The organism is Streptomyces sp. NBC_01352 (assembly GCF_036237295.1).
Lineage (GTDB): Bacteria > Actinomycetota > Actinomycetes > Streptomycetales > Streptomycetaceae > Streptomyces > Streptomyces plumbiresistens.
On record NZ_CP108354.1, the window covers coordinates 2,514,783 to 2,539,828 of the forward strand.

At 72.9% G+C, this 25,046-nt stretch carries 22 protein-coding genes and 1 pseudogene; 8 read left to right on the forward strand and 15 right to left on the reverse strand.

Going from position 1 to position 25,046, the window contains the following annotated elements:
• Nucleotides 1-57: 57 nt before the first annotated feature.
• The 5 genes from OG252_RS11815 to OG252_RS11835 form a co-directional block, all read right to left on the reverse strand.
• The gene (locus tag OG252_RS11815; RefSeq protein ID WP_329335770.1) at nt 58-1,734 is read right to left on the reverse strand and encodes an SWIM zinc finger family protein; all 1,677 of its coding nucleotides are present in this window, start codon (nt 1,732-1,734) and stop codon (nt 58-60) included.
• Nucleotides 1,735-2,744: 1,010 nt separating this feature from the next.
• Nucleotides 2,745-5,603, reverse strand: coding sequence for a DEAD/DEAH box helicase (locus OG252_RS11820; RefSeq protein ID WP_443068398.1), 2,859 nt, complete (start codon nt 5,601-5,603; stop codon nt 2,745-2,747).
• A 383-nt stretch (nt 5,604-5,986) separates the two neighbouring features.
• Nucleotides 5,987-6,565: a sugar kinase gene (locus tag OG252_RS11825; RefSeq protein WP_266449886.1), complete on the reverse strand. Its 579-nt coding sequence runs from the start codon at nt 6,563-6,565 to the stop codon at nt 5,987-5,989.
• Nucleotides 6,562-7,710 carry an ROK family glucokinase gene (locus OG252_RS11830; protein WP_266449885.1) on the reverse strand — a complete coding sequence of 383 codons (1,149 nt, stop codon included), beginning with the start codon at nt 7,708-7,710 and terminating at the stop codon, nt 6,562-6,564. Before OG252_RS11830 ends, OG252_RS11825 begins: the two co-directional genes overlap by 4 nt.
• A 161-nt stretch (nt 7,711-7,871) precedes the next feature.
• Nucleotides 7,872-8,609, reverse strand: a complete 738-nt coding sequence (locus OG252_RS11835; protein ID WP_329345125.1) for a GntR family transcriptional regulator — start codon at nt 8,607-8,609, stop codon at nt 7,872-7,874.
• A gap of 129 nt (nt 8,610-8,738) precedes the next feature.
• On the opposite strand from OG252_RS11835, the gene OG252_RS11840 reads away from it, so the two are divergent.
• Nucleotides 8,739-9,761 carry a Gfo/Idh/MocA family protein gene (locus OG252_RS11840; RefSeq protein ID WP_266449884.1) on the forward strand — a complete coding sequence of 341 codons (1,023 nt, stop codon included), beginning with the start codon at nt 8,739-8,741 and terminating at the stop codon, nt 9,759-9,761.
• A gap of 28 nt (nt 9,762-9,789) precedes the next feature.
• Here the strand turns inward: OG252_RS11840 and OG252_RS11845 are convergent, their stop codons facing one another.
• Both OG252_RS11845 and OG252_RS11850 read right to left on the reverse strand, forming a co-directional pair.
• Nucleotides 9,790-10,479 (reverse strand): response regulator transcription factor, encoded by a 690-nt coding sequence (locus OG252_RS11845; RefSeq protein WP_266449883.1) that lies wholly within the window; start codon nt 10,477-10,479, stop codon nt 9,790-9,792.
• A 92-nt stretch (nt 10,480-10,571) separates the two neighbouring features.
• Nucleotides 10,572-11,831, reverse strand: coding sequence for a sensor histidine kinase (locus tag OG252_RS11850; RefSeq protein WP_329335773.1), 1,260 nt, complete (start codon nt 11,829-11,831; stop codon nt 10,572-10,574).
• 169 nt (nt 11,832-12,000) lie between these two features.
• Between OG252_RS11850 and OG252_RS11855 the strand changes: the two genes are divergently transcribed.
• The gene (locus OG252_RS11855) at nt 12,001-12,195 is read left to right on the forward strand and encodes a hypothetical protein (RefSeq protein ID WP_266449881.1); all 195 of its coding nucleotides are present in this window, start codon (nt 12,001-12,003) and stop codon (nt 12,193-12,195) included.
• Between the two features lie 7 nt (nt 12,196-12,202).
• Here OG252_RS11855 and OG252_RS11860 read toward each other — a convergent pair whose 3' ends face one another.
• Together OG252_RS11860 and OG252_RS11865 are read right to left on the reverse strand one after the other, a co-directional pair.
• Nucleotides 12,203-12,598 (reverse strand): ribonuclease domain-containing protein, encoded by a 396-nt coding sequence (locus tag OG252_RS11860; RefSeq protein ID WP_266449880.1) that lies wholly within the window; start codon nt 12,596-12,598, stop codon nt 12,203-12,205.
• Nucleotides 12,599-12,683: 85 nt separating this feature from the next.
• The gene (locus OG252_RS11865) at nt 12,684-13,307 is read right to left on the reverse strand and encodes a dihydrofolate reductase family protein (protein WP_266449879.1); all 624 of its coding nucleotides are present in this window, start codon (nt 13,305-13,307) and stop codon (nt 12,684-12,686) included.
• Nucleotides 13,308-13,456: 149 nt separating this feature from the next.
• Here OG252_RS11865 and OG252_RS11870 point away from each other — a divergent pair, with 149 nt between their 5' ends.
• A complete protein-coding gene (locus tag OG252_RS11870) occupies nt 13,457-14,227 on the forward strand; it encodes an SDR family oxidoreductase (RefSeq protein ID WP_329335776.1) in 771 nt (256 codons plus the stop codon).
• Between the two features lie 751 nt (nt 14,228-14,978).
• Here OG252_RS11870 and alc read toward each other — a convergent pair.
• Both alc and allB read right to left on the reverse strand, forming a co-directional pair.
• Nucleotides 14,979-16,109, reverse strand: coding sequence for an allantoicase (gene alc / locus OG252_RS11875; RefSeq protein WP_266449877.1), 1,131 nt, complete (start codon nt 16,107-16,109; stop codon nt 14,979-14,981).
• Between the two features lie 66 nt (nt 16,110-16,175).
• Nucleotides 16,176-17,513 carry an allantoinase AllB gene (gene allB / locus OG252_RS11880; protein ID WP_329335778.1) on the reverse strand — a complete coding sequence of 446 codons (1,338 nt, stop codon included), beginning with the start codon at nt 17,511-17,513 and terminating at the stop codon, nt 16,176-16,178.
• A 281-nt stretch (nt 17,514-17,794) separates the two neighbouring features.
• On the opposite strand from allB, the gene OG252_RS11885 reads away from it, so the two are divergent.
• The 3 genes and pseudogenes from OG252_RS11885 (at nt 17,795) to OG252_RS11895 (ending at nt 19,297) form a co-directional block, all read left to right on the forward strand.
• Nucleotides 17,795-18,589, forward strand: a complete 795-nt coding sequence (locus OG252_RS11885) for an IclR family transcriptional regulator (RefSeq protein WP_266449875.1) — start codon at nt 17,795-17,797, stop codon at nt 18,587-18,589.
• Nucleotides 18,586-18,999: pseudogene (locus OG252_RS11890) on the forward strand (DUF6304 family protein); the annotation flags it as partial. The gene OG252_RS11885 and the pseudogene OG252_RS11890, both read left to right, overlap by 4 nt.
• A 136-nt stretch (nt 19,000-19,135) precedes the next feature.
• On the forward strand, nt 19,136-19,297 hold the full coding sequence (locus tag OG252_RS11895; RefSeq protein ID WP_266449874.1) for a hypothetical protein: 162 nt from the start codon (nt 19,136-19,138) through the stop codon (nt 19,295-19,297).
• Here OG252_RS11895 and OG252_RS11900 read toward each other — a convergent pair.
• Nucleotides 19,294-19,596, reverse strand: a complete 303-nt coding sequence (locus OG252_RS11900; RefSeq protein ID WP_266449873.1) for a DUF5955 family protein — start codon at nt 19,594-19,596, stop codon at nt 19,294-19,296. The two genes, OG252_RS11895 and OG252_RS11900, sit on opposite strands and share 4 nt — an antisense overlap.
• Before the next feature lie 216 nt (nt 19,597-19,812).
• On the opposite strand from OG252_RS11900, the gene OG252_RS11905 reads away from it, so the two are divergent.
• Nucleotides 19,813-20,412 carry a nucleotidyltransferase family protein gene (locus tag OG252_RS11905; RefSeq protein ID WP_266449872.1) on the forward strand — a complete coding sequence of 200 codons (600 nt, stop codon included), beginning with the start codon at nt 19,813-19,815 and terminating at the stop codon, nt 20,410-20,412.
• A 188-nt stretch (nt 20,413-20,600) separates the two neighbouring features.
• Entirely contained in the window at nt 20,601-22,232 is a 1,632-nt protein-coding gene (aceB, locus tag OG252_RS11910; RefSeq protein ID WP_266449871.1) for a malate synthase A, read from the forward strand.
• A 15-nt stretch (nt 22,233-22,247) separates the two neighbouring features.
• Here aceB and OG252_RS11915 read toward each other — a convergent pair whose 3' ends face one another.
• The 3 genes from OG252_RS11915 to OG252_RS11925 are packed head-to-tail and all read right to left on the reverse strand — an operon-like array spanning nt 22,248 to nt 24,989.
• Nucleotides 22,248-22,517 carry a SelT/SelW/SelH family protein gene (locus OG252_RS11915; RefSeq protein ID WP_266449870.1) on the reverse strand — a complete coding sequence of 90 codons (270 nt, stop codon included), beginning with the start codon at nt 22,515-22,517 and terminating at the stop codon, nt 22,248-22,250.
• Complete coding sequence (locus OG252_RS11920) at nt 22,514-23,428, reverse strand: HipA family kinase (protein ID WP_266449869.1); 915 nt, start codon at nt 23,426-23,428, stop codon at nt 22,514-22,516. The genes OG252_RS11915 and OG252_RS11920 overlap by 4 nt, the downstream gene beginning before the upstream one ends.
• Nucleotides 23,429-23,450: 22 nt before the next feature.
• On the reverse strand, nt 23,451-24,989 hold the full coding sequence (locus OG252_RS11925; RefSeq protein ID WP_443068399.1) for an IucA/IucC family protein: 1,539 nt from the start codon (nt 24,987-24,989) through the stop codon (nt 23,451-23,453).
• Nucleotides 24,990-25,046: the final 57 nt, after the last annotated feature.

Here is a 25,046-nt window from a genome sequence, read left to right on the forward strand (position 1 = left end):
CTCTCACACGGCCTTCACGGGAGGGGGGCGCGGGGAGTCGGCCGAGGGCGGTCGGGGTCACAGGTCACTCGGCGTGCCGAGGCCCGTGAGGGCGCCGACCGGGTCCAGGTCGGGCGTGCCGCGGGGCCACCAGTCGTCGTGGCCCGGCTCGGACTCGTAGGCGTACCACAGGCCGTCGCGGCCTAGGCGGAGCTGGACATGGCCGCGGGGGTGGGTGAGGTGGTTGTGCCAGGGGCGGAAGGCGGGGAGGTCGGCGGCGAGGAGGAGGGGGCGGGCACGGTCGAAACGGCCGGCCGGCGGGTCCCAGGGCTCCTCGAGGACGGCGAGGCCCTCCAGTCCGCCCTGCCGCCAGGCGGCGACCGCGCGGGCCAGTTCGGACGGGGTACGGCCGGCGGCGGAGGCGAGTGCCGCGTAGAGGGCGCGGGTGCCGGCGGTGAGGCCTGAGCCGGGGCGGGCCGCGGCGAGCCGTACCGCGTCCTGCCACAGCGTCAGTTCGCCGACCGGGTCCCGGCCGGTGGCGAGCAGCGCGTGGGCGCGGGCCGCCGCGTCGGTCGCCAACTGGTCCAGCGCGAAGGGGTCCGGGCCGCCCGGGGCCGCGGGATACACCGGGGGCTGCTCGGGATGCGGGGGCGTGGGCAGGGTCGTCGGGAGGGGCGGGAGTCTGCGGGGCGCGAGGGCGTCACTGGCCCGTACGCCGGGCAGCGGAGCCGGTCCCTGGTCCTGTGCGGCACGGGCCGCGCGGGTGGCGCTCAGCCGGGACAGGGCGTCGAGCAGGTCCCGTTCGCCGCGGCCGCGCAGCAGGAGCAGCACGAAGGGGTCGGCGTCGAGCAGTCGGGCGGTCTGGTAGCAGAGCGCGGCGGCGTGCTTGCAGGGGTGACCTCGGTCCGGGCAACTGCACTGCGGTTCGAGGTCGCCGGGGCCCGGGAGCAGCCGTACGCCGCTCTCGGCGAGCGCCTGGGGCATCTCCTTGTCCAGCAGCGCGGCGATGTGTCCAGGCCGCTCGGCGGCACTGTCCAGGAACCGCTCCCAGTCGGCGTCGTCGAGCGTGCGCAACCGCACCTGCACGCGGTACGGCCGGGGGCGGCTGCCCTGCACGTACGCGAGCACCAGGCCGGGAGTCACCGTGATGGCGTCCACGTTCCCCTGCTCGGCGTATCCCCTGCCGCGCGCCAGCCGCTTGGCATCCAGCGCCCCCTCTTCCAGCGCGGCGACCCACGCGTTGCCCCACCAGGTCTCGGCGAACCCGGTGCCGTCAGAGGGGCGGGGCGTGAAGGCGGGGAAGGTGCGACGCAGGTCGCCGTCACGGCCGGGGGCGGCCATGGAAGGGGGGCGGTTGGGTGGTGGTGCGGGCGGGGTCGCGGGGTGGGGAGCGGGGAGTGGCGGGGGCGGGGGCGGGGTGGGCCTCGTCGTGTCGTCGGCAGAGTCCGCCGGGCTCATGGCAGTTGAGGGCGCGGGCGATCCTGCGCTGTCGGTGCCCTCTTCCGTGAAGTCGCTGTCTCCCGGCTCCTCGGCCGGCATCCGGAAGGCGTCGGCCAGCAACTCCCGTACGTCACGCGCCCGTCGGTCGGCGGCCCGGCCGGACGCGGCGCCACGAGCCGGGGAGACGGCGGGCGGGGTGGTGCGACGCGCTCGTCGTGCGGTCTCCTTCTCCTGGGTCACGGCGTCCGCACGAGCCCGCCGCGCCGTGTCACGGGCCGCACGCAGCGCCTCGCGCGCGACGTCCGCGGGACGCATGCCCGAACGGTCCGCTTCGCCACCGGCCGATGACTCCCGCGCCGAGTTGCCTGGAGTACCGCCGTCGGCACCGGCGAACGCGTCCCGGGCCGGCCCATCGGCCTCGCTGTCGGACGCACTGCCGGTGCCCGCCTCCGGCGCTGCCCTGTCGTCGACTCGGTCCGCGTCATCGGCGTCCGCGGCCCCACCGCGTCTGGCGGCGATCGCCCTGCGAAGCGCCTCACGGGCCACGTCACCCGGCCGCGCCTGAGCCACCGGAGCCTCGTGGGGAGCCGTCTCCGCCCCGGGACCTGCCTGGGTCCCAGGCACCGTCTCCGCCCCAGGCACCGTCTGCGTCCTGGGCACCGCCGGCGTCCCGGACACCGTCTCCGCCCCGGGACCCGCCTCCGTCCCGCGACCCGCCTGCCTCCCAAGCACCGTCTGCGTCCCGCGCGCCGTCTCCGCCCCAGGCACCGTCTGCCTCCCGGGACCCGCCTCCGTCCCGCGACCCGCCTCCGTCCCGGGACCCGCCTGCGTCCCGCGCACCGTCTCCGTCCCGGGACCCGCCTGCGTCCCGCGCACCGTCTCCGCCCCGGGACCCGCCTGCGTCCCAGGCACCGTCTCCGTCCCGGGACCCGCCTCCGTCCCGCGACCCGCCTCCGTCCCGGGACCCGCCTCCGTCCCGCGACCCGCCTCCGTCCCGGGACCCGCCTGCGTCCCAGGCACCGTCTCCGCCCCGGGACCCGCCTGTGTCCCAGGCACCGTCCGCCTCCCGGGCCCCGTCTGTGTCCCAGGCCCGGTCTGCGTCCCAGGTACCGTCTGCGTCTCGGGCACTCCGGCGTCCACCGGCGCCGCAGCGTCCTGCTCCCCAGCTCTCCCGCGTTGCCCCGCCTCCGCGGGTGCCGTGCCTTCCTCGGAGTCCCTGGCCTCCCCCGGCGCCCGTCGCTGCTCGGCATCCGCCGCTCCGCGGTCGGCGGCGCGCTCCCGGGCCTCCTGGAGTGCGCGTCGTGCCCGGTCGGCGGGAGTGGGGGTCATTGGGGCCTCCGGAGGGAGACCAGGTCGGTGAGTTCGCGGTCGGTGAGTTCCGTGAGGGCGGACTCGCCGGAGCCGAGGATCGCGTCGGCGAGGGCGCGCTTGGCCTCCAGCATCTCGGCGATGCGGTCCTCGACCGTGCCCTCGGTGATGAGGCGGTGGACCTGGACTGGCTGGGTCTGGCCGATGCGGTAGGCGCGGTCGGTGGCCTGTTCCTCGACGGCCGGGTTCCACCAGCGGTCGAAGTGGACGACATGGCCCGCACGGGTGAGGTTCAGGCCGGTGCCGGCCGCCTTCAAGGACAGCACCAGGACCGGGGTCGCCCCGTTCTGGAAGCGGTCCACCATGCGTTCGCGCTCGGGCACCGGTGTGCCGCCGTGCAGGAGGTCCACCGGGACCGCTCGGGCGGTCAGGTGGGAGGTGATCAGGCGGGCCATGCCGACGTACTGCGTGAAGACGATCGCCGACCCGTCCTCGGCGAGGAGCGTGTCCAGCAACTCGTCCAGCAGGGCCATCTTGCCGGAGCGGGCGGCCAGTCGGTCGGTGGCCGTCGTCGGGACGTCCTCCTTCAAATAGAGCGCGGGGTGGTCGCAGATCTGTTTCAGCGCGCCCAGCAGCTTGAGCACCAGGCCCCGGCGGCCGATGCCCTGCGCGGTCTCGATGGCCAGCATCGACTCGCGCACCACCGCCTCGTACAGCGCGGCCTGTTCGCGGGTGAGCGGGACAGGGTGGTCCGTCTCCGTCTTGGGCGGCAGCTCGGGGACGATGCCGGGGTCGGACTTCTTGCGGCGCAGCAGGAAGGGTCGGACGAGGCGGGCCAGCCGGGCGACCGCCTCGTCGTCCTCGCCGTTCTCCACCGCGCGCGCGTGGCGGGCGCGGAAGGACTTCAGGGGGCCGAGGAGTCCCGGTGTCGTCCAGTCCAGCAGGGCCCAGAGCTCCGACAGGTTGTTCTCCACCGGTGTGCCGGTGAGGGCCACGCGGGCGGGGGACGGGATCGTGCGCAGCGCCTTCGCCGTCGCCGAGTACGGGTTCTTGACGTGCTGGGCCTCGTCCGCGACGACCATGCCCCACCGCTGCTCGGCCAGGCGCGGGGCCGCCGACCGCATGGTGCCGTACGTCGTGAGGACGAAGCCGCCGTCGAGGTCGTCCAGGGTGCGCTCGGGGCCGTGGAAGCGGCGGACGGGGACGCCGGGTGCGAACCGGGTGATCTCCCGCTGCCAGTTGCCGAGCAGGGAGGCCGGGCAGATCACCAGTGTGGGTTCGGCGCGGGCTCGGCGCAGGTGCAGGGCGATGAGGGTGATCGTCTTGCCGAGTCCCATGTCGTCGGCGAGGCAGCCGCCGAGGCCGAGGGAGGTCATGAGGTCCAGCCAGGCCAGGCCGCGGAGTTGGTAGTCACGCAGGGTGGCGTGCAGGCCGGGCGGCGGCTCGGCGGGCCGGACCCCGGCCGTCAGGCGGTCGCGCAGGGTGGCCAGGGCGCCGGCCGGGACCGCCTCGACCGTCTCGCCGTCGACCTCCGTGCTGCCGGTGAGGGCGACGGACAGCGCGTCGACCGGGTCGAGCAGGCCCAGTTCGCGCTTGCGGGCCTTGCGGACGAGGGCGGGGTCGACGAGCACCCACTGGTCCCGCAGGCGGACGACGGGGCGGTGGGCCTCGGCGAGCGCGTCCATCTCGCCCTCGCTGAGCGGGTCGCCGCCGAGCGCCAACTGCCAGCGGAACTGGAGCAGTTCCTCGCTCTCGAAGAAACCGGTGCCGTCGGTCGCCGAGCCGGGGGCCGGTCGGACCACCGCGGCCGCGGTCAGGTCCTGCGCCAGGTCCCGGGGCCAGTGCACGGCCACCCCGGCCGCCGCGAGCCGGGTCGCGGCCACGCCGAGCAGATCGCCCAACTCCTCGTCGGACAGGGCCAGTACGTCGGGCACGTCCTGCTCGGCGAGGCGGTCCAGGGGCGGCCACACGCGGGCCGCGCGGCGCACGGCGAGGGCCGCGTCCACGCGCGTGCGGGGGCCGAAGGCGGCGTCCGCGTCGCCCGCCCACAGGGCCGCCGCGTCGACCACGAGGGTGGGGTCGGCGAGGCTGTGCACCTGGACGATCGCCGCCCCCGCGTGGCGCGCCCCGTCGCCGCTGTCGTCGAACAGGTTGTACGCCGCCAGGTCCAGGCGGAGTGAGATGCGCACGCCCGCGTCCATGCCGGCGGCGACCTCGGCCGCCCAGTCGGCGGCGCCGGGCAGGCGCTGCGGCTCGCGCGCGGCGAAGGGCTTGCCGGAGGCGTACGCGGCGGCCGGGGTGCGGGGCAGAGTGTCCGCGACCGCGTCCAGGAAGGAGCGCATCAGCGCTTCCGGCTCCGGCAGCCGGATCGCGCCAGGGCCGGGCAGGGGGACCGCGTGCCCTTCGTAGGGCAGGGCGGCCGCCACCGCGCGCAGGTGGGCGATGTCGTCCGGGTCGAGGGGGCCGGCCCGCCAGGCGTCGTGGCCGGTGGCCGTCAGGCCGGGCAGCAGCCGGCCGCGGGCGGTGAGCCGCAGCGCGTGCAGCGCGGCGGCGCCCCAGCAGGCGGTGGCGGGGTGGGCGGCGGGGTCGCGCCGGGCGCGGACGAGCAGCGGCAGGGCTTCGGCGAGGGGGAGCGAGAGCGCGGGGGCGGTCCTGCGGCGTACTCCGGCGCCGTGTCGTCGTACGACGGTGAGTTCGGTGTCGGGGGCGGGCAACTGCCCCTCTTCCGGGTCCCAGAAGGCGATCCGGCCCTCGCGCGGGAGGGGCGCGGGCAGGAACACGGCCGCCAGGCGGAGGGGGACGGACTCCGCCGCTCGCCCGTCCGTCGGGAGCGCTCGGCCCGCGCTGCCCGGCGCTGTCGCCGCCATGCCGCTCATACGTCCTGTCACCTCCCGCCCGTGTGTCGGATCAGTCGTCTTCGACTCTACGGGCGGGGTCTGACAATCGGCCCCGCCGGACCGGCCGGGGCCCGTCTGCCTAGGGCCTGTCCGGCGGATCAGGTCGCAGGAAATCGGCGGCGCCTCATCGACGCAGGTGAGCGGGGGCGATGGGGGTCCCCCCGCGCGAGGTTGTTCGAGCGTGGGGGAGCGTCGAACTGCAAGGCGGAGGAGGGCGTCGATGCGATGGGGGTCCCCCCGCTCGAGCGAAGTCGAGAGTGGGGGAATCGGCAACCGACGACAACGCCGCAGATCGGCGCCCGCCGCGGAGCGGCTGATGTCACTGCGGCCCCGCGTCTGCGACCTGATCCGCCGGACAGGCCCTAGGGAACCGTGCGCGAGACGACGTAGACCATGGGGCTGGCCGGGACGGACAGGTTGACGACGATGTCCTGGCTGGGGGCCGGGTTCTTCTGCGTGTGGACGAGGCCCCACCACGGGCCGCGGCCCTTGAAGTCCCAGCCGGTGATGCTCTGGTCACGCGTGCTGACGGTGATCTTGCCCGGTTCGAGGTCCTCCCGGTTGACGCCCACGCCGGTGAGGAAGGCGTCGAGGCCGGCGTCGCTGGTCCGGAACTGGACGTAGAGGCGGCTGGTCCTCCAGTTGTTGGTCTCGTAGTAGGCGACGCGGTCCGCCGGGTGCGGGACCGGCACCTGGTAGAGGCGGCGCTGGACCTTGGACGGCCAGCCCTCGCTGAGGCCGGTGGCCGAGTACTTCGCTTCCTTGTCCTTGCCGCTGTTGCGGCTCTGGTTGGCGGAGATCACGAGGTAGCCGGCCGGCACGCCGATGAGCAGCACGATGATGATCAGCGTGAGCGCCCGGCGGCGGATCCGGTGCCGCCGGTCCTCCGGCGGTGGAGGCTCGTCCGCGGCCGCGGCAGTGCGCGGCAGCGACGCCGTCACGCGGTGTCCTGGGACGTACGGCGGGCCTCCGCGTACCGCTCGTAACGCTCGTAGCGCTCCACCCGGCGCCGCTTGGCGCGGCGGAAGCGGCGGGCGACCAGGCGGGAGAGGTCGGCGGCGCCGACCATGCCGGCCTCGGGGCCGAGCTGGGCTCGGACGATCCGGGCCTCGGGGCGGTAGCCGCGGCCGGTGAGCTGCCGCTTGAAGGCGTCCCGCGCCGGGCCGATCAGCAGGTCGTCGGCGGCCGAGACGCCGCCGCCGATCACGAAGCAGGACGGGTCGAGGGCGGCGGCCAGGTTGGCGATGCCGACGCCGAGCCACTGGCCGATGTCCTGGAGCAGCTCGATGCACATCGCGTCGCCGTCACGGGCCAGCTCGGTGATCATCGGGCCGGTGATGTCGGCGATGTTGCCCTTGACGTGCTCGATGATCCCGTACGCCACCGGGGAGTCGGCCGCGGCCAGTTCCCGCGCCTCTCTGACCAGCGCGTTGCCGGAGCTGTACTGCTCCCAGCAGCCGCGGTTGCCGCACGGGCAGCGGTGGCCGCCGGGCACGACCTGCATATGGCCGAACTCGCCGGCGACGCCGTACTTGCCGCGCTTGACCTGGCCGTCCTCGAGGATCGCGCCGCCGATGCCGGTACCGAGCGTGATCATGACGAGGTGGTCCTCGCCGCGGCCCGCGCCGAAGCGCCACTCCGCCCAGGCGGCGGTGTTGGCGTCGTTGTCGACGAGGACGGGCACCGAGAGCCTGCTGGTGATGCGGTCCCTGAGGGGCTCGTTGCGCCAGGACAGGTGGGGCGCGAACAGGACGCGGTTGCGGTCGGCGTCGACCCAGCCGGCCGCGCCGATGCCGACCGCGTGCACGTCGTGGCGGTCGGAGAGGTCCAGGACCAGTTCGACGATCGTGTCCTCCACGACCTTCGGGCTCTTGGACTTGTCCGGGGTCTCCGTGCGGAGCTTCTCCAGGATGTTGCCGTCGGCGTCGACGACGCCCGCCATCACCTTTGTGCCGCCGATGTCGATCCCGACGGTGGGCACGCGGGGTGCGGTCAGGTGCGAGCGGCGCTCCCTGGTACCGACCGTGCGGAGCGCCGGCGCGCGGCGGGAGCCGATGGGGGCGCTGAAGTTGCCGTAGGTGCTCATCGGGGCCGATTCTGCCTCACCGCAGGGGTGGATGCCGTACGGGGTGGCAATGGTTCTGGTTCCTGTCGTTGGCCGGGGTGTCGTCCTCTGCTTGCCCTTGGGTGCCGTCAAGCCGGGTCGGTCGCATTGTCCTGACATTGCGACGAAGCGGAACTCCGGCTTCAGGGGCGTACGAGGAGCTGGAACTCGAAGGAGTAGCGGCTCGGCCGGTAGGTGTGGCTGCCGAACTCGACCGCGCGGCCGGTGTCGTCGAAGGTCGTGCGCTGCATGGTGAGCAGCGGGGCGCCCTCCTCCTCGGCGAGCCGCTCGGCCTCGGCGGCGGTGGCCGCGCGGGCGCCGATGGACTGGCGGGCGCTGTGCAGCGTGATCCCGGCGGCCCGCATCATGCGGTACAGGCCGGTGGCCTCCAGCTGCTCGGTGTCCAGGTCGAGCAGTCCGGGTGGCAGGTGGTTGGAGAGGTACGCCATCGGCTCGCCGTGCGCGAGGCGCAGCCGTTCCACCCGGTGTACGTCGCTGTCCTCGGCCACACCGAGGGCGGCCGCGATCTCGGCGGTCGCCGGGACGATCGTGTTGACCAGGACCTTTGTCGCCGGGCGCTGGCCTGCCGCCTCCAGGTCGTCGTAGAGGCTGCTGAGCTCCAGGGGGCGCTTGACCTGGCTGTGCACGACCTGCGTGCCGACACCGCGGCGGCGCACCAGCAGGCCCTTGTCGACGAGCGACTGGATGGCCTGGCGGACGGTGGGCCGGGACAGACCGAGCCGGGCGGCGAGCTCTATCTCGTTGCCCAGCAGACTGCCGGGGGTGAGTGCGCCGTGCTCGATGGCGGCCTCCAACTGCTGGGACAGCTGGAAGTACAGCGGCACCGGGCTGCTGCGATCCACGCTGAGCTCGAGCGTCACGGACGGATGCACTTCTGGTTTCGGCACGGGCCGAGCGTAGCTCTGTGGATGGTTGACGGGAAGTTGTGTAGTTCGATTGTCCGGACATACGCATTGACAGCGTGGCGGGTCGGACCGCAGTTTGGTCCCATGCGCATCGGAGTCATCGGTACGGGCCGCATCGGCACCATCCATGCGAACACCCTCAGCCGACACCGGGAGGTCGGCTCACTGATCCTCACGGATGTGGACCCCGCGCGGGCCCAGGATCTCGCGCACCGGCTGGGCGAGACGGCGGCGCCGGGCGTGGACGAGATCTTCAAATGGGGCGTGGACGCGGTGGTCATCACGACGGCGACGTCGGCGCACGCCGAACTGATCGGTCGGGCAGCACGCTCGGGTCTTCCCGTGTTCTGCGAGAAGCCGATCGCGCTGGATCTGGCGGGCACACTGCAGGCGATCGGTGAGGTCGAGGCAGCCGGAACGATCCTGCAGATGGGGTTCCAGCGCCGCTTCGACGCGGGCTACACGGGGGCGCGGGACGCGGTGCGCTCGGGGCGGCTCGGGAGGCTGCACACCGTGCGGGCGCTGACCTCCGACCAGGCGCCGCCGCCGGCCGCGTACCTGCCACAGTCCGGCGGGCTGTACCGGGACACTCTGATCCACGACTTCGACGTCCTGCGCTGGGTGACCGGGCGCGAGATCGTCGACGTGTACGCGGCCGGGTCCGACGCGGGTCCCGCCATGTTCCGCGAGGCGGGCGACGTCGACACGGGTGCGGTGCTGCTCACGCTCGACGACGGCACGCTCGCCACGGCCACCGCGACGCGGCTGAACGGGGCGGGGTACGACGTGCGCATGGAGCTGGCCGGGGAGCTGGACCAGATCGTGGTCGGGCTGGACGACCGTACGCCCATCGCGTCCACCGAGCCGACGGGGCCGCCGGCCGCGGACAAGCCGTGGACGGGGTTCCTGGAGCGGTTCGGGCCGGCGTACGAGGCGGAGCTGTGTGCGTTCGTCGACGTCGTACGGGGTGAGCGGGCGAACCCTTGTGACGGGCGCGAAGTCTTGCAGGCGCTGCGGGTCGCCGAGGCGTGTGAGGTGTCCCGGCGGGAGCGGCGCGGTGTGTGGCTGGCGGAGATCGCGGGCGCGGCCGGCGCCGCGGCCATGTGAAGGGGCTCCGCCCCTTCACGCTGTCCGGTCAGCACATCTGGGGCCCGCCCTCCCCGGCCTCGTCGAGCAGTCCCGCGTCGTACGCCAGCAGCGCGATCTGTACCCGGTTGTTGAGGTCGAGTTTGGCGAGGATGCGGGAGACGTGGGTCTTGACCGTGGCGACGCTCATGTAGAGCGCCGCCGCGATCTCGGCGTTGGAGAGGCCACGGCCGACGGTGACGGCGACCTCGCGTTCGCGGTCGTTGAGGGCGGCGATCCGGGCACGCGCGCGCGTGCGGCGCGTGTCGGCGGCGGTTCCGGCCGCGTGCTGCATCAACTGGCGGGTCACGGTGGGCGACAGCACGGGGTCGCCGGCCGCGACCCGGCGCACCGCGTCGAGGATCTCGGCGGGCGGGGTGTCCTTGAGGACGAATCCGGCGGCGCCCGCGCGCAGGGCCCACAGCACCTGCTCGTCCGCGTGGAAGGTGGTCAGGACCACGACCTGTGGGGCCTCGGGCCTGCCGCGCAGCCGCTCGGTGGCGGTCAGCCCGTCCACCGACGGCATCCGGATGTCCATGAGGACGACGTCCGGGCGGGTGCGGTCGACCATCTCCTCGACCTCGCTGCCGTCGGCCGCCTCGCCGACGATCTCGATGTCGTCGGCGCCGCCCATCATGAAGGACAGGCCGGCCCGGACCAGCGGGTCGTCGTCGACGAGGAGCAGTCTGATCGCAGTCATGGGGCCCACGTAATCATGGTTGTGCGGCGGGCGAATCACCGTTGTGCCGCGCGAGTTGGGGGCGGCGGCGGCCGCACCGCCCGCCGTGGGAGTCACCTCCATGGCAGCCACGCCCGCACCCCGAAGCCCCCGTTCGCCTCCGGCCCGTGCTCCAGGCGGCCGCCGGCCAGGGTGGCGCGTTCGGTCAGGCCGATCAGGCCCTGGCCGGAGCCGGGGACGTGGGGGACCTCGCCGTCGGGCGGCGGGTTGCGGACGGACATCGTCAGGCCCTCCCCAGGGGCGCCGCTGACGGACACCGTGACCTCCGCGCCGGGGGCGTGCTTGCGGGCGTTGGTGAGGCCCTCCTGGGCGATGCGGTAGGCGGTGCGGCCGACCGAGGCCGGGACGGTGTCGGCGTCGGTGACGCGACTGTCGAGGGTGACCTTCATGCCGGCCTCGCGGGACTCGGCGACCAGCATGTCCAAGGCGGCGAGCGTCGGCTGGGGGCGGCCGGCGTCGTCGGAGTCGCCCGTGCGCAGGACGCCGATGATCTCCCGCAGGTCCTGCAGGGCCTCGTGCGCGCTCTCCCGGATGACGCCGGCCGCCCGGGCGACCTCCTCGTGGGGCGCGTCCGGACGGAACTCCAGGGCGCCGGCGTGCACGCTCAGCAGCGTCAGCCGGTGCGCGAGCACGTCGTGCATCTCCCGGGCGATGGCCTCGCGGGCGAGCCGTTGCGCCTGCTCCGCGCGCAGCCGTGCCTCCGTCTCGGCGCGCCGGGCGCGGTCGCGCAGGCTCAGCATCAGCTGCCGCTGGGACCGTACGAGCAGGCCCCAGCCGACCACGGCGGCGGTCAGGAGCAGGAAGATGGCGACCGCCAAGCCGAACGTCAGCTCGGGGTCGGGGCGCAGCCAGAAGTAGACCGGGAGGAGCGCGAGGTTGATGCCGCCCACCCAGGCCACGTACCGGAAGGGGCGGTGCACGGCGAGCGTGAACAGGGCGATCATGCAGGCGCCGCCCGCGGTGTCCGAGACCATCCCGACGGGGACCGTCGCCACGGCCAGTCCTACCGGCCAGCGGCGGCGCAGCCAGATCGCGGCGCAGGCGAGCGCGCCGAGCCACTGGTCGAAGACGGCGAGGGCGTGCGGGACGTTCGGATTGGAGGTCACGGCGTCCGCGCCGACCAGGCCCACGAGGACGGCGATCAGGAAGCAGGAGAAGTCGACGATCCAGTCGCGCGCGGTGCGCCGGGGTCGTCTGCCGGGCCGCCGTGTGTCCGGGTCGAACTCGTGGATCACCGCGGACGGCAACAGCCAGCGCCGCCCGGGGAAGGCGGGCGTTTCGGGCACCGTCGCGTCGTCGCTCACGGTCGACAAATCTACGCACTGGCAGCCCGCGCCACTGCTCCGCGCACCGGATCGTCGACCAAAGTCGCGGCACCGGAGACTTTCGGCGCGGCAGGCCCGGCGGGACGGGGACTTCCGTCGGACGTGCCTCGCCCCGCGGCCGATGTGGGTGGGGGGTCCGCGGGGCGAGGGTCTTTCCATGAAGCAGCTGCTGGAGCTACTGGGTTTCGTCGCCCTGGTGCAAGGCGTGATGGGCCTCTTGCACGAGTTCACCGACTGGCACGTGGGGCTCGTGCAACGGGTCGGGTTCCTGGACGGCTACGGGATCTACGCGAGCGTCACCTTGGTCGTGCTGGCGTTCGCGCTGTTCGGCGTCGCCGAGAGCCAGAAATGACGCCGGCTCAGCAGCCGTAGTCGACCAGGTCGAACGAGGCGTAGTGGTCGGCCGTGTAGTAGTCCTCCTGGTTCTCCTCGCCGGTGACGATGCGGCGAGCGCCGCGCGTGGACGAACCAGGCGTGATGACCGTGTACTCGTGGTAGTAGCCGGTCGACTGGCTGGGCAGGATGCCTTCCCGGTTCTGGAAGACGGTCCCGTCCTGCGAGTACGGGTAGGGCCCGCCCTGCTCGATCAGGTCGAGCGTGTCGTGGGCCTGGGAGGGCAGGTCGCCGTAGCAGATGCTGCCGACCGCCGCGGCGGCCGCGTTCGCCGAGGTGGCGGTGACGGTGCCGCCCACGAGGAGGGCGGACATGAGAGCTGCTGCGGCGCCGATCCGGGTGGCGCGTGGGGGGAATCTCATGGCTCCATGATGACGCGCGTAGACGATGGCATGTCAATGACAACTTCGAAGATTTTCCCGTCAAGTCCGATGAGTTTTCGGGGAGTTAACCTGTGGGGAGCTCGTAGGAGCCGTACTCCGGGCGGCCCGTCACGTCGTACGTCTGGATGGACACGCCCGCCCCCGTGACCTGCCCTTCGGTGTGCCGGAAGGCGGTCGGTACGGCACCCTCGGCGAACAGCCGGCGGCCGGCGCCCAGCACGACCGGGAAGGTCAGCAGGTGGACGGTGTCGACGAGGTCGAGGGCGAGCAGGGACCGGGCGAGGGCGCCACTGCCGTGCACCTGGAGTTCGCCGTCGGTGCGTTCCTTGAGGGCGGTGACCTCCTTGGCCAGGTCGCCGCCGATCACGGTGGTGCCGGCCCAGCCGGGGTCGGTGAGGGTCGCGGAGGCGACGTATTTCGGCAGGGCGTTCAGCTTCGAGGCGACCGGGTCGGCCGGGTCGGTGTTCTTCGGCCAGTACGCGGCGAAGATCTCGTACGTGCGGCGGCCGAGGAGGAAGGCGCCGACGCGTCCGAAGACCCCGTCGACGAACCGGCCGAAGTCGTCGTCCCAGTACGGGACGGTCCAGCCGCCCTGCCGGAAGCCGTCGCGGGTGTCCTCCTTGGGGCCGCCGGGGGCCTGGTGGACGCCGTCGAGGGTGACGAAGGAGGTGAGGACGAGCTTGCCCATGGCGGGTGCCTCTTCTCTTGGGGGTCTGTTCCGGGTGGGTCTGTTTCATCAGGGCAGACCCCAGCGGCACCCGCAACTCATCGGCGCCGGCGGAGGTCGGTGTCCGTTCGCCGCCAGCGTCCGGGGGCGGCGGCGGCTGGGATGGGTCCATGACTACTTCCAACGGATCCATGACCACGTCCAACGGATTCCTGAACGGCAGGGTGGCCCTCGTGACCGGCGGCAGCCGTGGCATCGGTGCGGCGACGGCTCTGCGGCTGGCGCGGGAGGGCGCGGACGTCGCTCTCACGTACGTGAACGACAAGTCGGCGGCCGAGGACGTCGTACGGTCCGTCGAGGCGCTGGGGCGCCGGGCCGTGGCCCTGCGGGCGGACTCCGCGGACGCGGAGGAGGCGGCGGGGGCGGTGGCGCGTACGGCGGAGGCGCTCGGAGGGCGGCTCGACGTGCTGGTGAACAATGTGGGCGTGGGGCTGCTCGGGCCCCTGGAGAACCTCTCGCTCGCGGAGGTGGACCAGGTCCTGGCCGTCAACGTGCGCGGTGTCTTCCTGGCCTCGCAGGCGGCCGCCTCACGGATGGGGCCCGGCGGCCGGATCATCACCATCGGTACCTGCATGACCCAGCGCGTGCCGGGGCCCGGCGGCACGCTCTACGCGATGAGCAAGTCGGCCCTGACCGGCCTGACGAAGGCCCTCGCCCGAGAGCTGGGCGGGCGTGGCATCACGGCGAACATCGTGCATCCCGGGCCGATCGACACGGACATGAATCCGGCGGACGGGCCGTTTGCGGCGGGGCAGGCGGGGATGACCGCACTCGGGCGATTCGGCCGCGCCGAGGAGGTGGCGTCCACGGTCGCCCATCTGGCGGGGGCGGACTATGTCACGGGCGCGGAGTTCTCGGTGGACGGGGGGCACGCGGCGTGACGCGTGCGGCGGGGGCGGGTTTTTCGCCCCCGCCGCCCCTACCCGACCCATCTCCAGGGGCTCCGCCCCTTCGACCCCACCAGGGGCTCCGCCCCTGAACCCCGGCGGGGACTCCGTCCCCTGCACCCCTCGCGGGGAGGCTGCCCCTTCGCCCCTTCAGCAGCAGCCCCGAACCCGGCCGGGACTACACCCCCCGCGCGGGGCACTGCCCCTACGACCCCGCCAAGGGCTCCACCCCTACGACCCCAGCGAGGACTACCTCCTCTACACCCCCTCGCAGGGAAGCTGCCCACTCGGCCCTTCAGCACCTCCGCCCCGAACCCCGGCCGGGACTACGCCCCCGCACCCCCCGCGCGGAGCGCTGCCCCTACGACCCCGGCCAGGACTGCGCCCCCCGCAACCCTCGCGGGACTCCACCCCTACCGACCCCCGCAGGGGCTCGGCTCCGCCCGGACGCCCCCGGCCGGAACTACGTCCCCTGCACCCCTCGCGGGACTCCACCCCTACCGACCCCCGCAGGGGCTCGGCTCCGCCCGGACGCCCCCGGCCGGAACTACGTCCCCTGCACCCCTCGCGGGACTCCACCCCGCACCCCGCTGAGTCTTCGCCCCAGCCCCCCGTCGTCCCGAAGAACCTCCTCCTCAACGCCGGACGGGCTGGAGGATGCGGGTCGGCGGTGGATGTGTACGCCGGGCCGGTTGAGGGTGGTGCCGCGTTCCTCAAAGGGGCAATGGGCGGGGTTCAGGGGGCGTCAGGTGCCGAGTTCCTGGTGGCGGGCGGTCAGGGTCGACGCGCCTGACTGCGTCAGCGAGCCGAACAGCCGCAGGCGGGAGATGCCGCCGTCCGGGAAGATGTCCACGCGCGCGTGCGTGCCGACGGCGGGCGTCGGGAGGACGAAGCGGTGGTTGGTGTCGGGCTGGAGGCGGGTGCGCGGGAGGATCTCGGTCCAGGCGCCGTCCTCGCCGTCCCGTACGGACACCGACGCCCAGCCCGCGCTGTTGCCCTTCAGGTACGCCGTGTCGATCTCCAGCGCGCGGATCTGGGACTGCGCGGCCAGGCGGTAGCGGATCCAGTCGTTGCCCTGGTCGCGGCGGCGCCGGGTCTCCCAGCCGTCGTCCATCTTGCGGGAGCGGCCCGGCTGGATGGTGTTGGTGGCGGGCGAGTAGAAGAGGTTGGAGGCGTCCTCGGCCTGGCCGCCGTTCTCCAGGGCGACCACGTCGAAGGTGCCGAGGACCTCCAGCCACTTCGGGTCCGGCACGACCTCGCCGTGCACCCGCAGGCGCGCGATGCCGCCGTCGGGATGCTGGTTGACGCGCAGGTGTGTGAAGCGCTGTTCGACCGCCACCGTGAAGCCGTTCGCCGCGTGGCCGCCCACCGCCGTGCGGGGCACGAGCGTCGTCCACTTCACGTCACCGGAGAGCAACTCCTCCGGCGAAGGCGAGCCCGGCACCGACGTGCCCTCGACCGACACCGCCTGCGGGTAGTTGCCGCGGAAGTGGGCCGTGTCGACGACGATGCCGCGAATGACGCCGGGGGCGCCGAGGCGGACCAGCGCCCAGTCGTGGTCCTCGGCCGTGGGCCACGGGTGGTCGGCGGAGGCCCCGCGGCGTCGCCTGGTCTCCCAGCCGTCCATGATCTTGCCCTTGTGCCCGAAGTGCTCGGGGTCGAACTCGGCGGGCCCGGGCACCAGCAGGTTCTCGCGCTGGGCGAAGAACTCGTCGTTGGCGGCGATCACTCCGGCGCCGAGCTGCCGGTCGGCGAGGTTGGCGTACTGGGTGAAGGGGAAGTCGGCGGTGCGGTAGTCCGCGTACGGGTCACCGCCTCCGTAGGGGTTCGCGTCGCCGGTGAAACGAGCCGATGGAAATTCGGGCTGCGCCGTCACGAGGTGTGCCTTTCGGGAGTCGGCCGCTGCGGGTGCGGGTGCGTTTACAGGAATCAGGGATGTGGATCAGGGGGTTCTGGTGAGCAGGTGGCCCTTCGGGGTCGTGAACTCGCCGTCCGCGACGATGCGTTCGCCGCGCAGCCAGGTGGACTTCACGACGCCGGACAGGGTCTTGCCCGCGTACGCCGTGACACGGTTGCGGTGCTGGAGGGCCGCCGGGTCCACGGTGAACGTCTCGTCCGGTGCGAGGACCGCGAAGTCGGCGTCGCGGCCCACCTCGATGGCGCCCTTCTGACGCAGGCCCACCAGGTCGGCCGTCCGCGTGGACATCCAGCGGACCACGTCCTCCAGGTCGTGGCCGCGCCTGCGTGCCTCCGTCCACACCGCCGCGAGGCTCAGCTGGAGGCCGGAGATGCCGCCCCACGCCGTCGCGAAGTCGTCCGTCTTCAGGTCGGCCGTCGAGGGTGAGTGGTCGGTGACCACGCAGTCGATCGTGCCGTCCGCCAGCGCCTGCCAGAGCAGGTCCTGGTTGGCCGACTCGCGGATCGGCGGGCAGCACTTGAACTCGCTGGCACCGTCCGGGACTTCCTCGGCGGTGAGGGTGAGGTAGTGCGGGCAGGTCTCGACCGTGACGCGGACGCCCTCCGCCTTGGCGGCCGCGATCAGCGGCAGCGCGTCGCTCGACGACAGGTGCAGCACGTGCACGCGCGCGTCGAGGCGCTTCGCCTGGGCGATGAGCTGGGCGATCGCCGTGTCCTCGGCGTCCCGCGGGCGGGAGGCCAGGAAGTCGGCGTACTTGGGGCCGCTGTGCGGCGGGGCGGCGTCCAGGTGGTGCGGGTCCTCGGCGTGCACGATCAGCAGGCCGCCGAAGGAGGCGATCTCCGCGAGGGACTGGGCCAGTTGGTCCTGACCGAGGTGCGGGAACTCGTCCACGCCGGAGGGCGACAGGAAGGCCTTGAAGCCGAAGACGCCGGCCTCGTGCAGGGCGCGCAGGTCCTTGACGTTGTCGGGCAGGGCACCGCCCCAGAAGCCGACGTCGATATGGGCCTTGTCGGCGGCGACGTCCTTCTTCGTACGGAGGTGGTCGACCGTCGTGGTGGGCGGGAGGGAGTTGAGCGGCATGTCGACGAGGGCGGTGATGCCGCCGGCGGCCGCGGCGCGGGTGGCGGTCCAGAAGCCCTCCCACTCGGTGCGGCCGGGGTCGTTGACGTGCACGTGCGTGTCGACCAGGCCGGGCAGCAGGACGTGGTCGCCGACGTCCTCCAGGCGGGCACCGGCCGGCACCTCGGCGTCGTACGGCAGGACGGCCGTGATCGTCCCGGCAGAGACCGCGACCGAGGCGGCGCGGGTCCCTTCCGGGGTGATGACGCGCGTCGAGCGCAGCACCAGTTCTACGTCGGACACCCGGACCCCTCTCGCTCTGCCTGTGGCGACGTTTTACTTCCGGGAAACGGGATTTACTTCCACGTAACGGAATTCAACGTTCTGTTGAAGGAGTCTTCACTCCAGCCCACGCGCCGTCAAGGGTGCACTCCTTCAGGGGACCACACAGGCGCACACTCTGGACGTTTCCACAAGACGGAATTAGTATTCCGGTAGACAGAACGTAGCCACGCACCATCAGGGAGTCAACCGACCGACGGGTAGGCTTCTGCTCTTCCCGCCTGTCCCGAAAGGAACGCGCCGTGCCGACGTCCAGCGCCAGCACCACCGACTCCGCGAAGTCCGCCAGCGGCGGAGTCCAGTCCCTCGAGCGCGCCTTCGACCTGCTGGAACGGATGGCGGACGCGGGTGGCGAAGTGGGTCTGAGCGAGCTCTCCGCGAGCAGCGGCCTGCCCCTGCCGACCATCCACCGTCTGATGCGCACCCTGGTGGTCTGTGGATACGTACGCCAGCAGCCCAACCGCCGCTACGCGCTGGGCCCACGCCTGATCCGCCTCGGCGAGTCCGCCTCCCGCCTGCTCGGCACCTGGGCGCGCCCCTACCTCGCCCGCCTGGTCGAGGAGACCGGCGAGACCGCGAACATGGCGCTGCTGGACGGGGACGAGATCGTCTATGTGGCGCAGGTGCCGTCGAAGCACTCGATGCGCATGTTCACCGAGGTCGGCCGGCGCGTCCTGCCGCACTCCACGGGCGTCGGCAAGGCCCTGCTCGCCAACACGCCGGACGCCGAGGTGCGCGCCCTGCTGGCCCGTACCGGCATGCCGGCCGCGACGGAGAAGACGATCACCACGCCGGACGCCTACCTCGCGGCGCTGGAGGACGTGCGGCGTCAGGGATACGCGGTCGACGACAACGAGCAGGAGATCGGCGTCCGCTGCCTGGCGGTGTCCGTGCCCAACTCCCCCACGTCGGCGGCCATTTCCATCTCGGGCCCGGCGGGCCGGGTCACTCAGGCGGTGACGGAGCGGATCGTGCCGGTGCTCCAGCAGGTGGCGGTGGAACTGTCCCAGGCGCTGGCGAGCCAGAACCCGGCCTGACGGCCTTACCGCGCCGGCCGGGCCGGTACACCGACCGGCACGGCGCCGAGCAGGTCGTCCTCGAGTCGGACGGCCGGGAACCGATCCGCACCACGAACAGGGGCGTCCGCTTCGAGGGCGACACGATGGACGATCTCGGCGCGCTGGGCGGTGAGTCGCCCGAGGCGATGTTCGCCTTCTTCGACGGGGCGCTGTGCTCGTGCCTGCTGGAGTGGGAACTGCCGATGCCGGTCGCGGTCGAGGGGCGCGGCGTGCGGACGGGAGTGCTGCACTGCGCCCTGCGGCTCGGCGGACCCGCGGGCCCCGGCCGTGGCCTGGGCGGGGAGACCCTGACCGTCACCTTGCGCCTCGACGGACACGAGTACCGCCCCGCGAAAGACCACGACGACTTCGAGGATGCCCTGCACGACCTCCAGCGCGGGCTGCCGCACGGCTCGCGGATCAAGGCGTGCATCGCCTGCGCCTGGTCCGACTACAACCCGTTCGGTCACGGTCTGATGGCCGGGGCCGGCCTGCTTCCGGGACGCCAAGGACATCTACCGGCGGGTGGACGGCAAGCACGGACTGTGGGGCATCTTCACGCACTGGCCCCCGCTCACCGAGCTGGTCCAGGAGACCTGGCTCTGCGACCAGTTCGAGCACCGGCCCTCGGACCAGGGCCACCGAGGCGCGTTCCCCTACCTCGGGCGGGCGGCGGACGGCGCCTAGAGGGCCTGGCCCCGCCGGTCCGGCGGTTCGCCGAACAGGTCCACGGCCGCCCTGACGTCCGCCAGCCCCCGGGACAGCGCGCTCACCGAGCCGATCGCGCCCGCGATCAGCAGGAGGGACCTGCGCAGTCGTGGCACGTCGGGCGCCCCCTCGATCGTCATCGCGGCCAGCGCCGCGAGTTCGTCCTCGGCGATGCCACGGTCGCGGAACTCGGCTCGGTGCGCGGCGAGTTCGCGGCGCAGCCGGGACACCGCGGTCCGCAGTTCCGCCACTCTCAGGTCCTCGTCGCTGCCGCTCACCGGTCTCTGCCCCAAGCTCTGCAACACAGCCCTCCCCGTCGCACGCCGTTGTGCGCCTGCACGCGCTTCGAACCCTCCGCGCCGTCCCGCGCGCTGGTCGGGCGCCGGGAGACGCGGGTCAGTAAACGCCACCCCGCGCGGGGTGCGCCACTCCTCTGACCGAAATTCAGCCCATGGAAGCCGGGCGCTTCCCGGAACGTCAGGTATGCAGGACGCATGACGCAGAACGCACAGCAGGTGGCCGGGCTGCTCCTCGCCGCGGGCGGCGGGCGCCGGCTCGGCGGGCGCCCCAAGGCGCTGCTCGAACACCGGGGGCGACCGCTGGTCGAGTACGCGGTCGGCGTGCTGCGCGCGGCCGGCTGCGCCCGTGTCCACGTGGTCCTGGGAGCCGAGGCCGCCGCGGTACGGGAGCGGGCGGAGCTCGGTGACTGCGTGCTCGTGGAGAACCCCGGCTGGGCCGACGGCATGGGCTCGTCCCTGCGGGCCGGGCTCGACTCGCTCACCGGCACGGACGCAGGAGCCGCGCTCGTCTCACTCGTCGACCAGCCCGGCATCGGGGCGGAGGCGGTCGGCCGCGTGCTCGCCGCCTGCACGTCACGGGAGTCGCTGGTCTCGGCGGCCTACGACGGCGTACGCGGCCACCCGGTCCTGTTCGGCGCCGCCCACTGGGCGGGGATCGCCGCGACTGCGACCGGCGACCGAGGGGCACGCGCCTATCTGAAGGCGCACGAGGAGGCGATCACGCTCGTCGAGTGCGGGGACGTGGCCGAGCCGTACGACATCGACACGGCCGCGGACCTGGAGCACCTTGAGTGAGCGGGGTGGCACTGAGCGCCACCTTCCCTCGACTCGGAGAATCTCGACATCAACAAACCATTGAAGTTCCACGATGAGGAAACTAGTATCCACTGTTCAGAAGCGCCCGCCCTGCTCCCCGGGCGTCCACCGCCGTACCGTGGTCGACTGGCACCCGGTGCCACGCTCGCTGAAGGAAGTGACAGCTCATGTCCGCACCAGCGCCGTCCCCGCTGGCCATCGTCGACGCCGAGCCCCTGCCCCGGCAGGAGGAGGTCCTCACCGACGCGGCCCTCGCCTTCGTGGCCGAGCTGCACCGCCGGTTCACGCCCCGGCGTGACGAACTCCTCGCCCGCCGCGCGGAGCGCCGCGCCGAGATCGCCCGCACCTCCACGCTCGACTTCCTCCCGGAGACCGCCGCGATCCGCGCCGACGACTCCTGGAAGGTGGCCCCCTCCCCGGCGGCCCTGGACGACCGCCGGGTCGAGATCACCGGCCCCACCGACCGCAAGATGACCATCAACGCCCTGAACTCGGGCGCCAAGGTCTGGCTCGCGGACTTCGAGGACGCCTCGGCGCCGACCTGGGAGAACGTCGTCCTCGGTCAGATCAACCTGGCCGACGCCTTCACCCGGAACATCGACTTCACGGATGCCGGGTCCGGGAAGACGTACGCCCTCAAGGACGACGGCGAGCTCGCCACCGTCGTCATGCGCCCGCGCGGCTGGCACCTGAACGAACGGCACCTTCAGCTGGACGGGGAGCAGGTCCCGGGCGCGCTCGTCGACTTCGGCCTCTACTTCTTCCACAACACCCAGCGGCTGCTCGACCTCGGCAAGGGCCCGTACTTCTACCTCCCGAAGACCGAGTCGCACCTCGAAGCCCGCCTGTGGAACGACGTGTTCGTCTTCGCGCAGGACTACCTCGGCATCCCGCAGGGCACCGTCCGCGCCACCGTGCTGATCGAGACGATCACGGCCGCGTACGAGATGGAGGAGATCCTCTACGAACTGCGCGACCACGCCTCCGGGTTGAACGCCGGGCGGTGGGACTACCTGTTCTCCATCGTCAAGAACTTCCGTGACGGCGGCGCCAAGTTCGTCCTCCCAGACCGCAACGCCGTGACGATGACCGCCCCGTTCATGCGCGCGTACACCGAACTCCTCGTCCGCACCTGCCACAAGCGCGGCGCGCACGCGATCGGCGGCATGGCGGCGTTCATCCCCTCCCGGCGCGACGAGGCGGTCAACAAGGTCGCGTTCGAGAAGGTCAAGGCCGACAAGGACCGCGAGGCGAACGACGGCTTCGACGGGTCGTGGGTGGCCCACCCGGACCTGGTCCCGATCGCCATGGAGTCCTTCGACCGGGTCCTCGGCGACAAGCCCAACCAGAAGGACCGCCTGCGCGAGGACGTGGACGTCAAGGCGGCCGACCTGATCGCCGTCGACTCCCTGGAGGCCAGGCCGACGTACGACGGTCTCGTCAACGCCGTCCAGGTCGGCATCCGTTACATCGAGGCCTGGCTGCGCGGCCTCGGCGCGGTCGCCATCTTCAACCTGATGGAGGACGCGGCGACCGCCGAGATCTCCCGCTCGCAGATCTGGCAGTGGATCAACGCGGGCGTCGAGTTCGAGCACGCCGGAGACACGGTGAAGGCCACGCCCGAGCTGGCCCGCAAGGTCGCCGCCGAGGAACTGCGGAACATCAGGAGCGAACTCGGCGAGGAGGCCTTCGCCGCCGGTCACTGGCAGCAGGCCCACGACCTGCTCCTGGAGGTCGCGCTCGACGAGAACTACGCGGACTTCCTGACGCTGCCGGCGTACGAGCAGCTGCGAGGCTAGGGCAGCCGTAGAGCCTCACTTGTCCGAGTGGCCCAGGGACTTCTCCGGGGCCACTCGGTCGCGTACGGCCTGCTTGACCGCCGTGGGCTCCGGGAAGCCCTGGTCCCGGCGGTCCCATACCACCTCGTCGTTCACGCGGACGACGAAGACGCCGCCCTTGCCGGGCTTCAGCGCCAGTTCCGTCAGTTCGGCCTCGAACGTCGTGAGCAGCTCCTGAGCCAGCCAGGCCGCACGCGGCAGCCAGCGGCACTGGGTGCAGTACTCGATCTCGACACGACCGCTCATCCGAGGTGCACCGACCAATCCTGTTGGGCCGCGGGCTTGCCGTGCAGGTCGGGGACCTGCTTGAGCCACGCGGGTCGTCCTTGCTGGTTCCTCGCCGCCCGGAGGGCCTCCTCGGCGGCGAGTTCCTCCCGGGTGGGAAAGTCGGTGGGGAGCCAGGCCGCGGACGCCCGCACGCGCGCGTGGAGGTAGTCGACGTACGCCGTGCGGACGTCGTCCGGCGTCGCGAAGTCCTCCTCGGCGGCCAGCCACGCGTCCGGGACGGCCGCCGTGACCTCGCGCAGCAGATCGAGCGTCACCCGGGGCGCCAGCTCCGCGTCGGCCGCCCGCACGTCCGGCGCGTAGTGGCCAAGGGCGTGGTGCCGGAAGTCGTACGCCTTCGCGGGGTCCGAGCCGTCCCAGCGGTGGTGGAAGACGAGCGCGGCCCCGTGGTCGATCAGCCACAGGCGCGGCGGTACGGTCCCGAACGTGGGCCAGATCATGAGGTTGGAGCTGTGGACCGTACGGTCCACGTTGACCGTCAGGGCGTCCAGCCACACGACCTCGCCGGCCTCCAGCGGGTCGACGGGGAAGGTCTTGGCGATCTCCGGCGTGAAGTCCTTCGCGTTCGGCAGGTAGTCCATGCCGAGGTTGAGTCCCGCGCTCGCGCCGTGGAGTTCGCGCACTTCCTGGTGCGGTTCGTGGTCGGCGATCGCCGGGTCGAAGTGGACGAGGACCAGCTCGGGGAAGCGCAGTCCGAGGGCGCGGGCCAGCTCGCCCACGATCACCTCGGCGACCAGCGCCTTGCGGCCCTGTGCGGAGCCGGTGAACTTGACGACGTACGTCCCGAGGTCGTCGGCCTCGACGACTCCGGGCACGGAGCCGCCGGACCGCAACGGGTTCACGTATCGAACAGCAGTCACATCGCGCAGCACACCGGCCAGGGTATGTCAGGGCTCATCCCGCGAGGGGGTTGGGCAGGGGCAGGTAGCGGGCGTCGGCGCCGTCCGCGCCGGTCCAGCGCAGCAGGAGGTTGGTCTTGCCGGGCAGGGTGGGCGAGGCGAGCAGGGCGGCGGTCTCGGGGAGGTCGTGCCGGGACAGTTCGCGGCGGACGGCGGGCCAGGGGTCGAGGCCGGGGTGGCGTTCGGCGAGGGCCGCGGCGACCTCGCAGAGGTGGTTGACGACCAGGCAGTACACCAGCCGTTCCCAGCCCGCGGCCCGGGACACGTCCGGCAGCAGTTTCACGCCCTCGGAGTCCCGGAACAGCGCCTGCACGGGTGTTCCGTCGGCGTCGACGGCGATCAGCGTGTTCTGCAGGTGTGCTTCGAGTACGACCCCGTGGTCGGCGAAGGCCGCCAGGGCCGGCGGCACGACCTGGGCGAGATAGGCCTCCCACCAGGCCGCCGGGTCCTTCGCGGCGTCGAGCGGGCTGCCGTCGAAGCCCTCCACGAGTGCGGCGGCCAGCAGCGGGGTCGCACCGGGCGCCACCCGGTCGCGCAGCCCGTCGCGGACCAGGACGGCGAGCTCCTCGAAAGCGAAGTCCGCGGTGCGGTAGCCGTTGTCGCCGAGCCAGGCCGCCGGCCCGTCGATCGCCGCGAAGGCCCGCACCGCGGCCGTGTCGGTCCGGCGCAGTTTCAGCAGGTCGTGGCGCCACAGCCGGCGGATGTCGTTGGTGATGCGGACGTCGAGGCTGAACTTCAGGCAGAGATCGCGTTCGGGCGCGTACAGCGTGCGGATCGCGGCCGTCGGCCAGGCGTCGAAGGCGGTCGTGCCCAGGCGGATCAGCCGGCCGTCGGCGAAGGCCGGGGCGAGGTCGCGGGCGACGAGGTCGAGCTGCCAGGGGTGGGCGGGCAGCAGCCGGTAGCCGGCCGGGGCCTCGCCGAGCGTGTCGAGCGCCGAGGTGTCGCCCTCCTCGACGACCGTGTCCGCGCGCAGCCCGAGCAGCGTGAGCGGGAAGCGGGCGTACGCCTCGGGGGCGTAGGGCAGCCACCCGGCGACGGGGCCGCCGCCGCGGGCCTTGGGGGCGGGGTGGTGGGGGTGGCCGGTGATGAGGGACTGTTCGGAGCGCAGGTACGGGTCCTCGGGCGGCGTCGCCCCGGCGCGGGCGGTGAGCAGCGCGGCCACCGCGTCCCGGCTGTCGATCATCTCGGCGGGCAGCTCGTGGTTGGACAGGCCGGTGTGGCGGACCAGTTCCTCGGCGACGAGTTTGACGAGCTCGGGATGGGAGACGGGCCGCCAGCCGGCCGCCGTGTACACCTCGGGTCCGGCGGGCCGCCGTTCTCCGCGCACGCGCAGCAGTCTGCCCCCCGGCAGCCGGTACACCCGGTGGTCGTCGGCCTCACCGGGTTCGCCGGTTCGCGGGAGCGGCTCGGCCACCTCCCGCACCAGGCAGTTCAGGAGGGGCGCCGCCGCGTACGCGTCGGCGCGGTCCGCCACGTCGTCGCGCGGTGCGGCGTCGTCGGCGGCGGGCGGGGGGATGAGATCCACGCGTTCCACTCGTTCTCTACGGTCCGTTCGGGCGGAGACGATCAGTATGTCTGTCGTCACCGCCTG

Bases quoted from the DNA above. Each gene is read 5' to 3' on its own strand.
- OG252_RS11820 (WP_443068398.1), bottom strand. From the start codon at position 5,603: ATGAGCGGCATGGCGGCGACAGCGCCGGGCAGCGCGGGCCGAGCGCTC.
- OG252_RS11865 (WP_266449879.1), bottom strand. From the start codon at position 13,307: ATGGGCAAGCTCGTCCTCACCTCCTTCGTCACCCTCGACGGCGTCCAC.
- OG252_RS11840 (WP_266449884.1), top strand. From the start codon at position 8,739: ATGCGCATCGGAGTCATCGGTACGGGCCGCATCGGCACCATCCATGCG.
- OG252_RS11845 (WP_266449883.1), bottom strand. From the start codon at position 10,479: ATGACTGCGATCAGACTGCTCCTCGTCGACGACGACCCGCTGGTCCGG.
- OG252_RS11870 (WP_329335776.1), top strand. From the start codon at position 13,457: ATGACTACTTCCAACGGATCCATGACCACGTCCAACGGATTCCTGAAC.
- OG252_RS11905 (WP_266449872.1), top strand. From the start codon at position 19,813: ATGACGCAGAACGCACAGCAGGTGGCCGGGCTGCTCCTCGCCGCGGGC.
- OG252_RS11815 (WP_329335770.1), bottom strand. From the start codon at position 1,734: ATGCGTCCCGCGGACGTCGCGCGCGAGGCGCTGCGTGCGGCCCGTGAC.
- OG252_RS11915 (WP_266449870.1), bottom strand. From the start codon at position 22,517: ATGAGCGGTCGTGTCGAGATCGAGTACTGCACCCAGTGCCGCTGGCTG.
- OG252_RS11855 (WP_266449881.1), top strand. From the start codon at position 12,001: ATGAAGCAGCTGCTGGAGCTACTGGGTTTCGTCGCCCTGGTGCAAGGC.
- OG252_RS11860 (WP_266449880.1), bottom strand. From the start codon at position 12,598: ATGAGATTCCCCCCACGCGCCACCCGGATCGGCGCCGCAGCAGCTCTC.
- aceB (WP_266449871.1), top strand. From the start codon at position 20,601: ATGTCCGCACCAGCGCCGTCCCCGCTGGCCATCGTCGACGCCGAGCCC.
- OG252_RS11830 (WP_266449885.1), bottom strand. From the start codon at position 7,710: ATGAGCACCTACGGCAACTTCAGCGCCCCCATCGGCTCCCGCCGCGCG.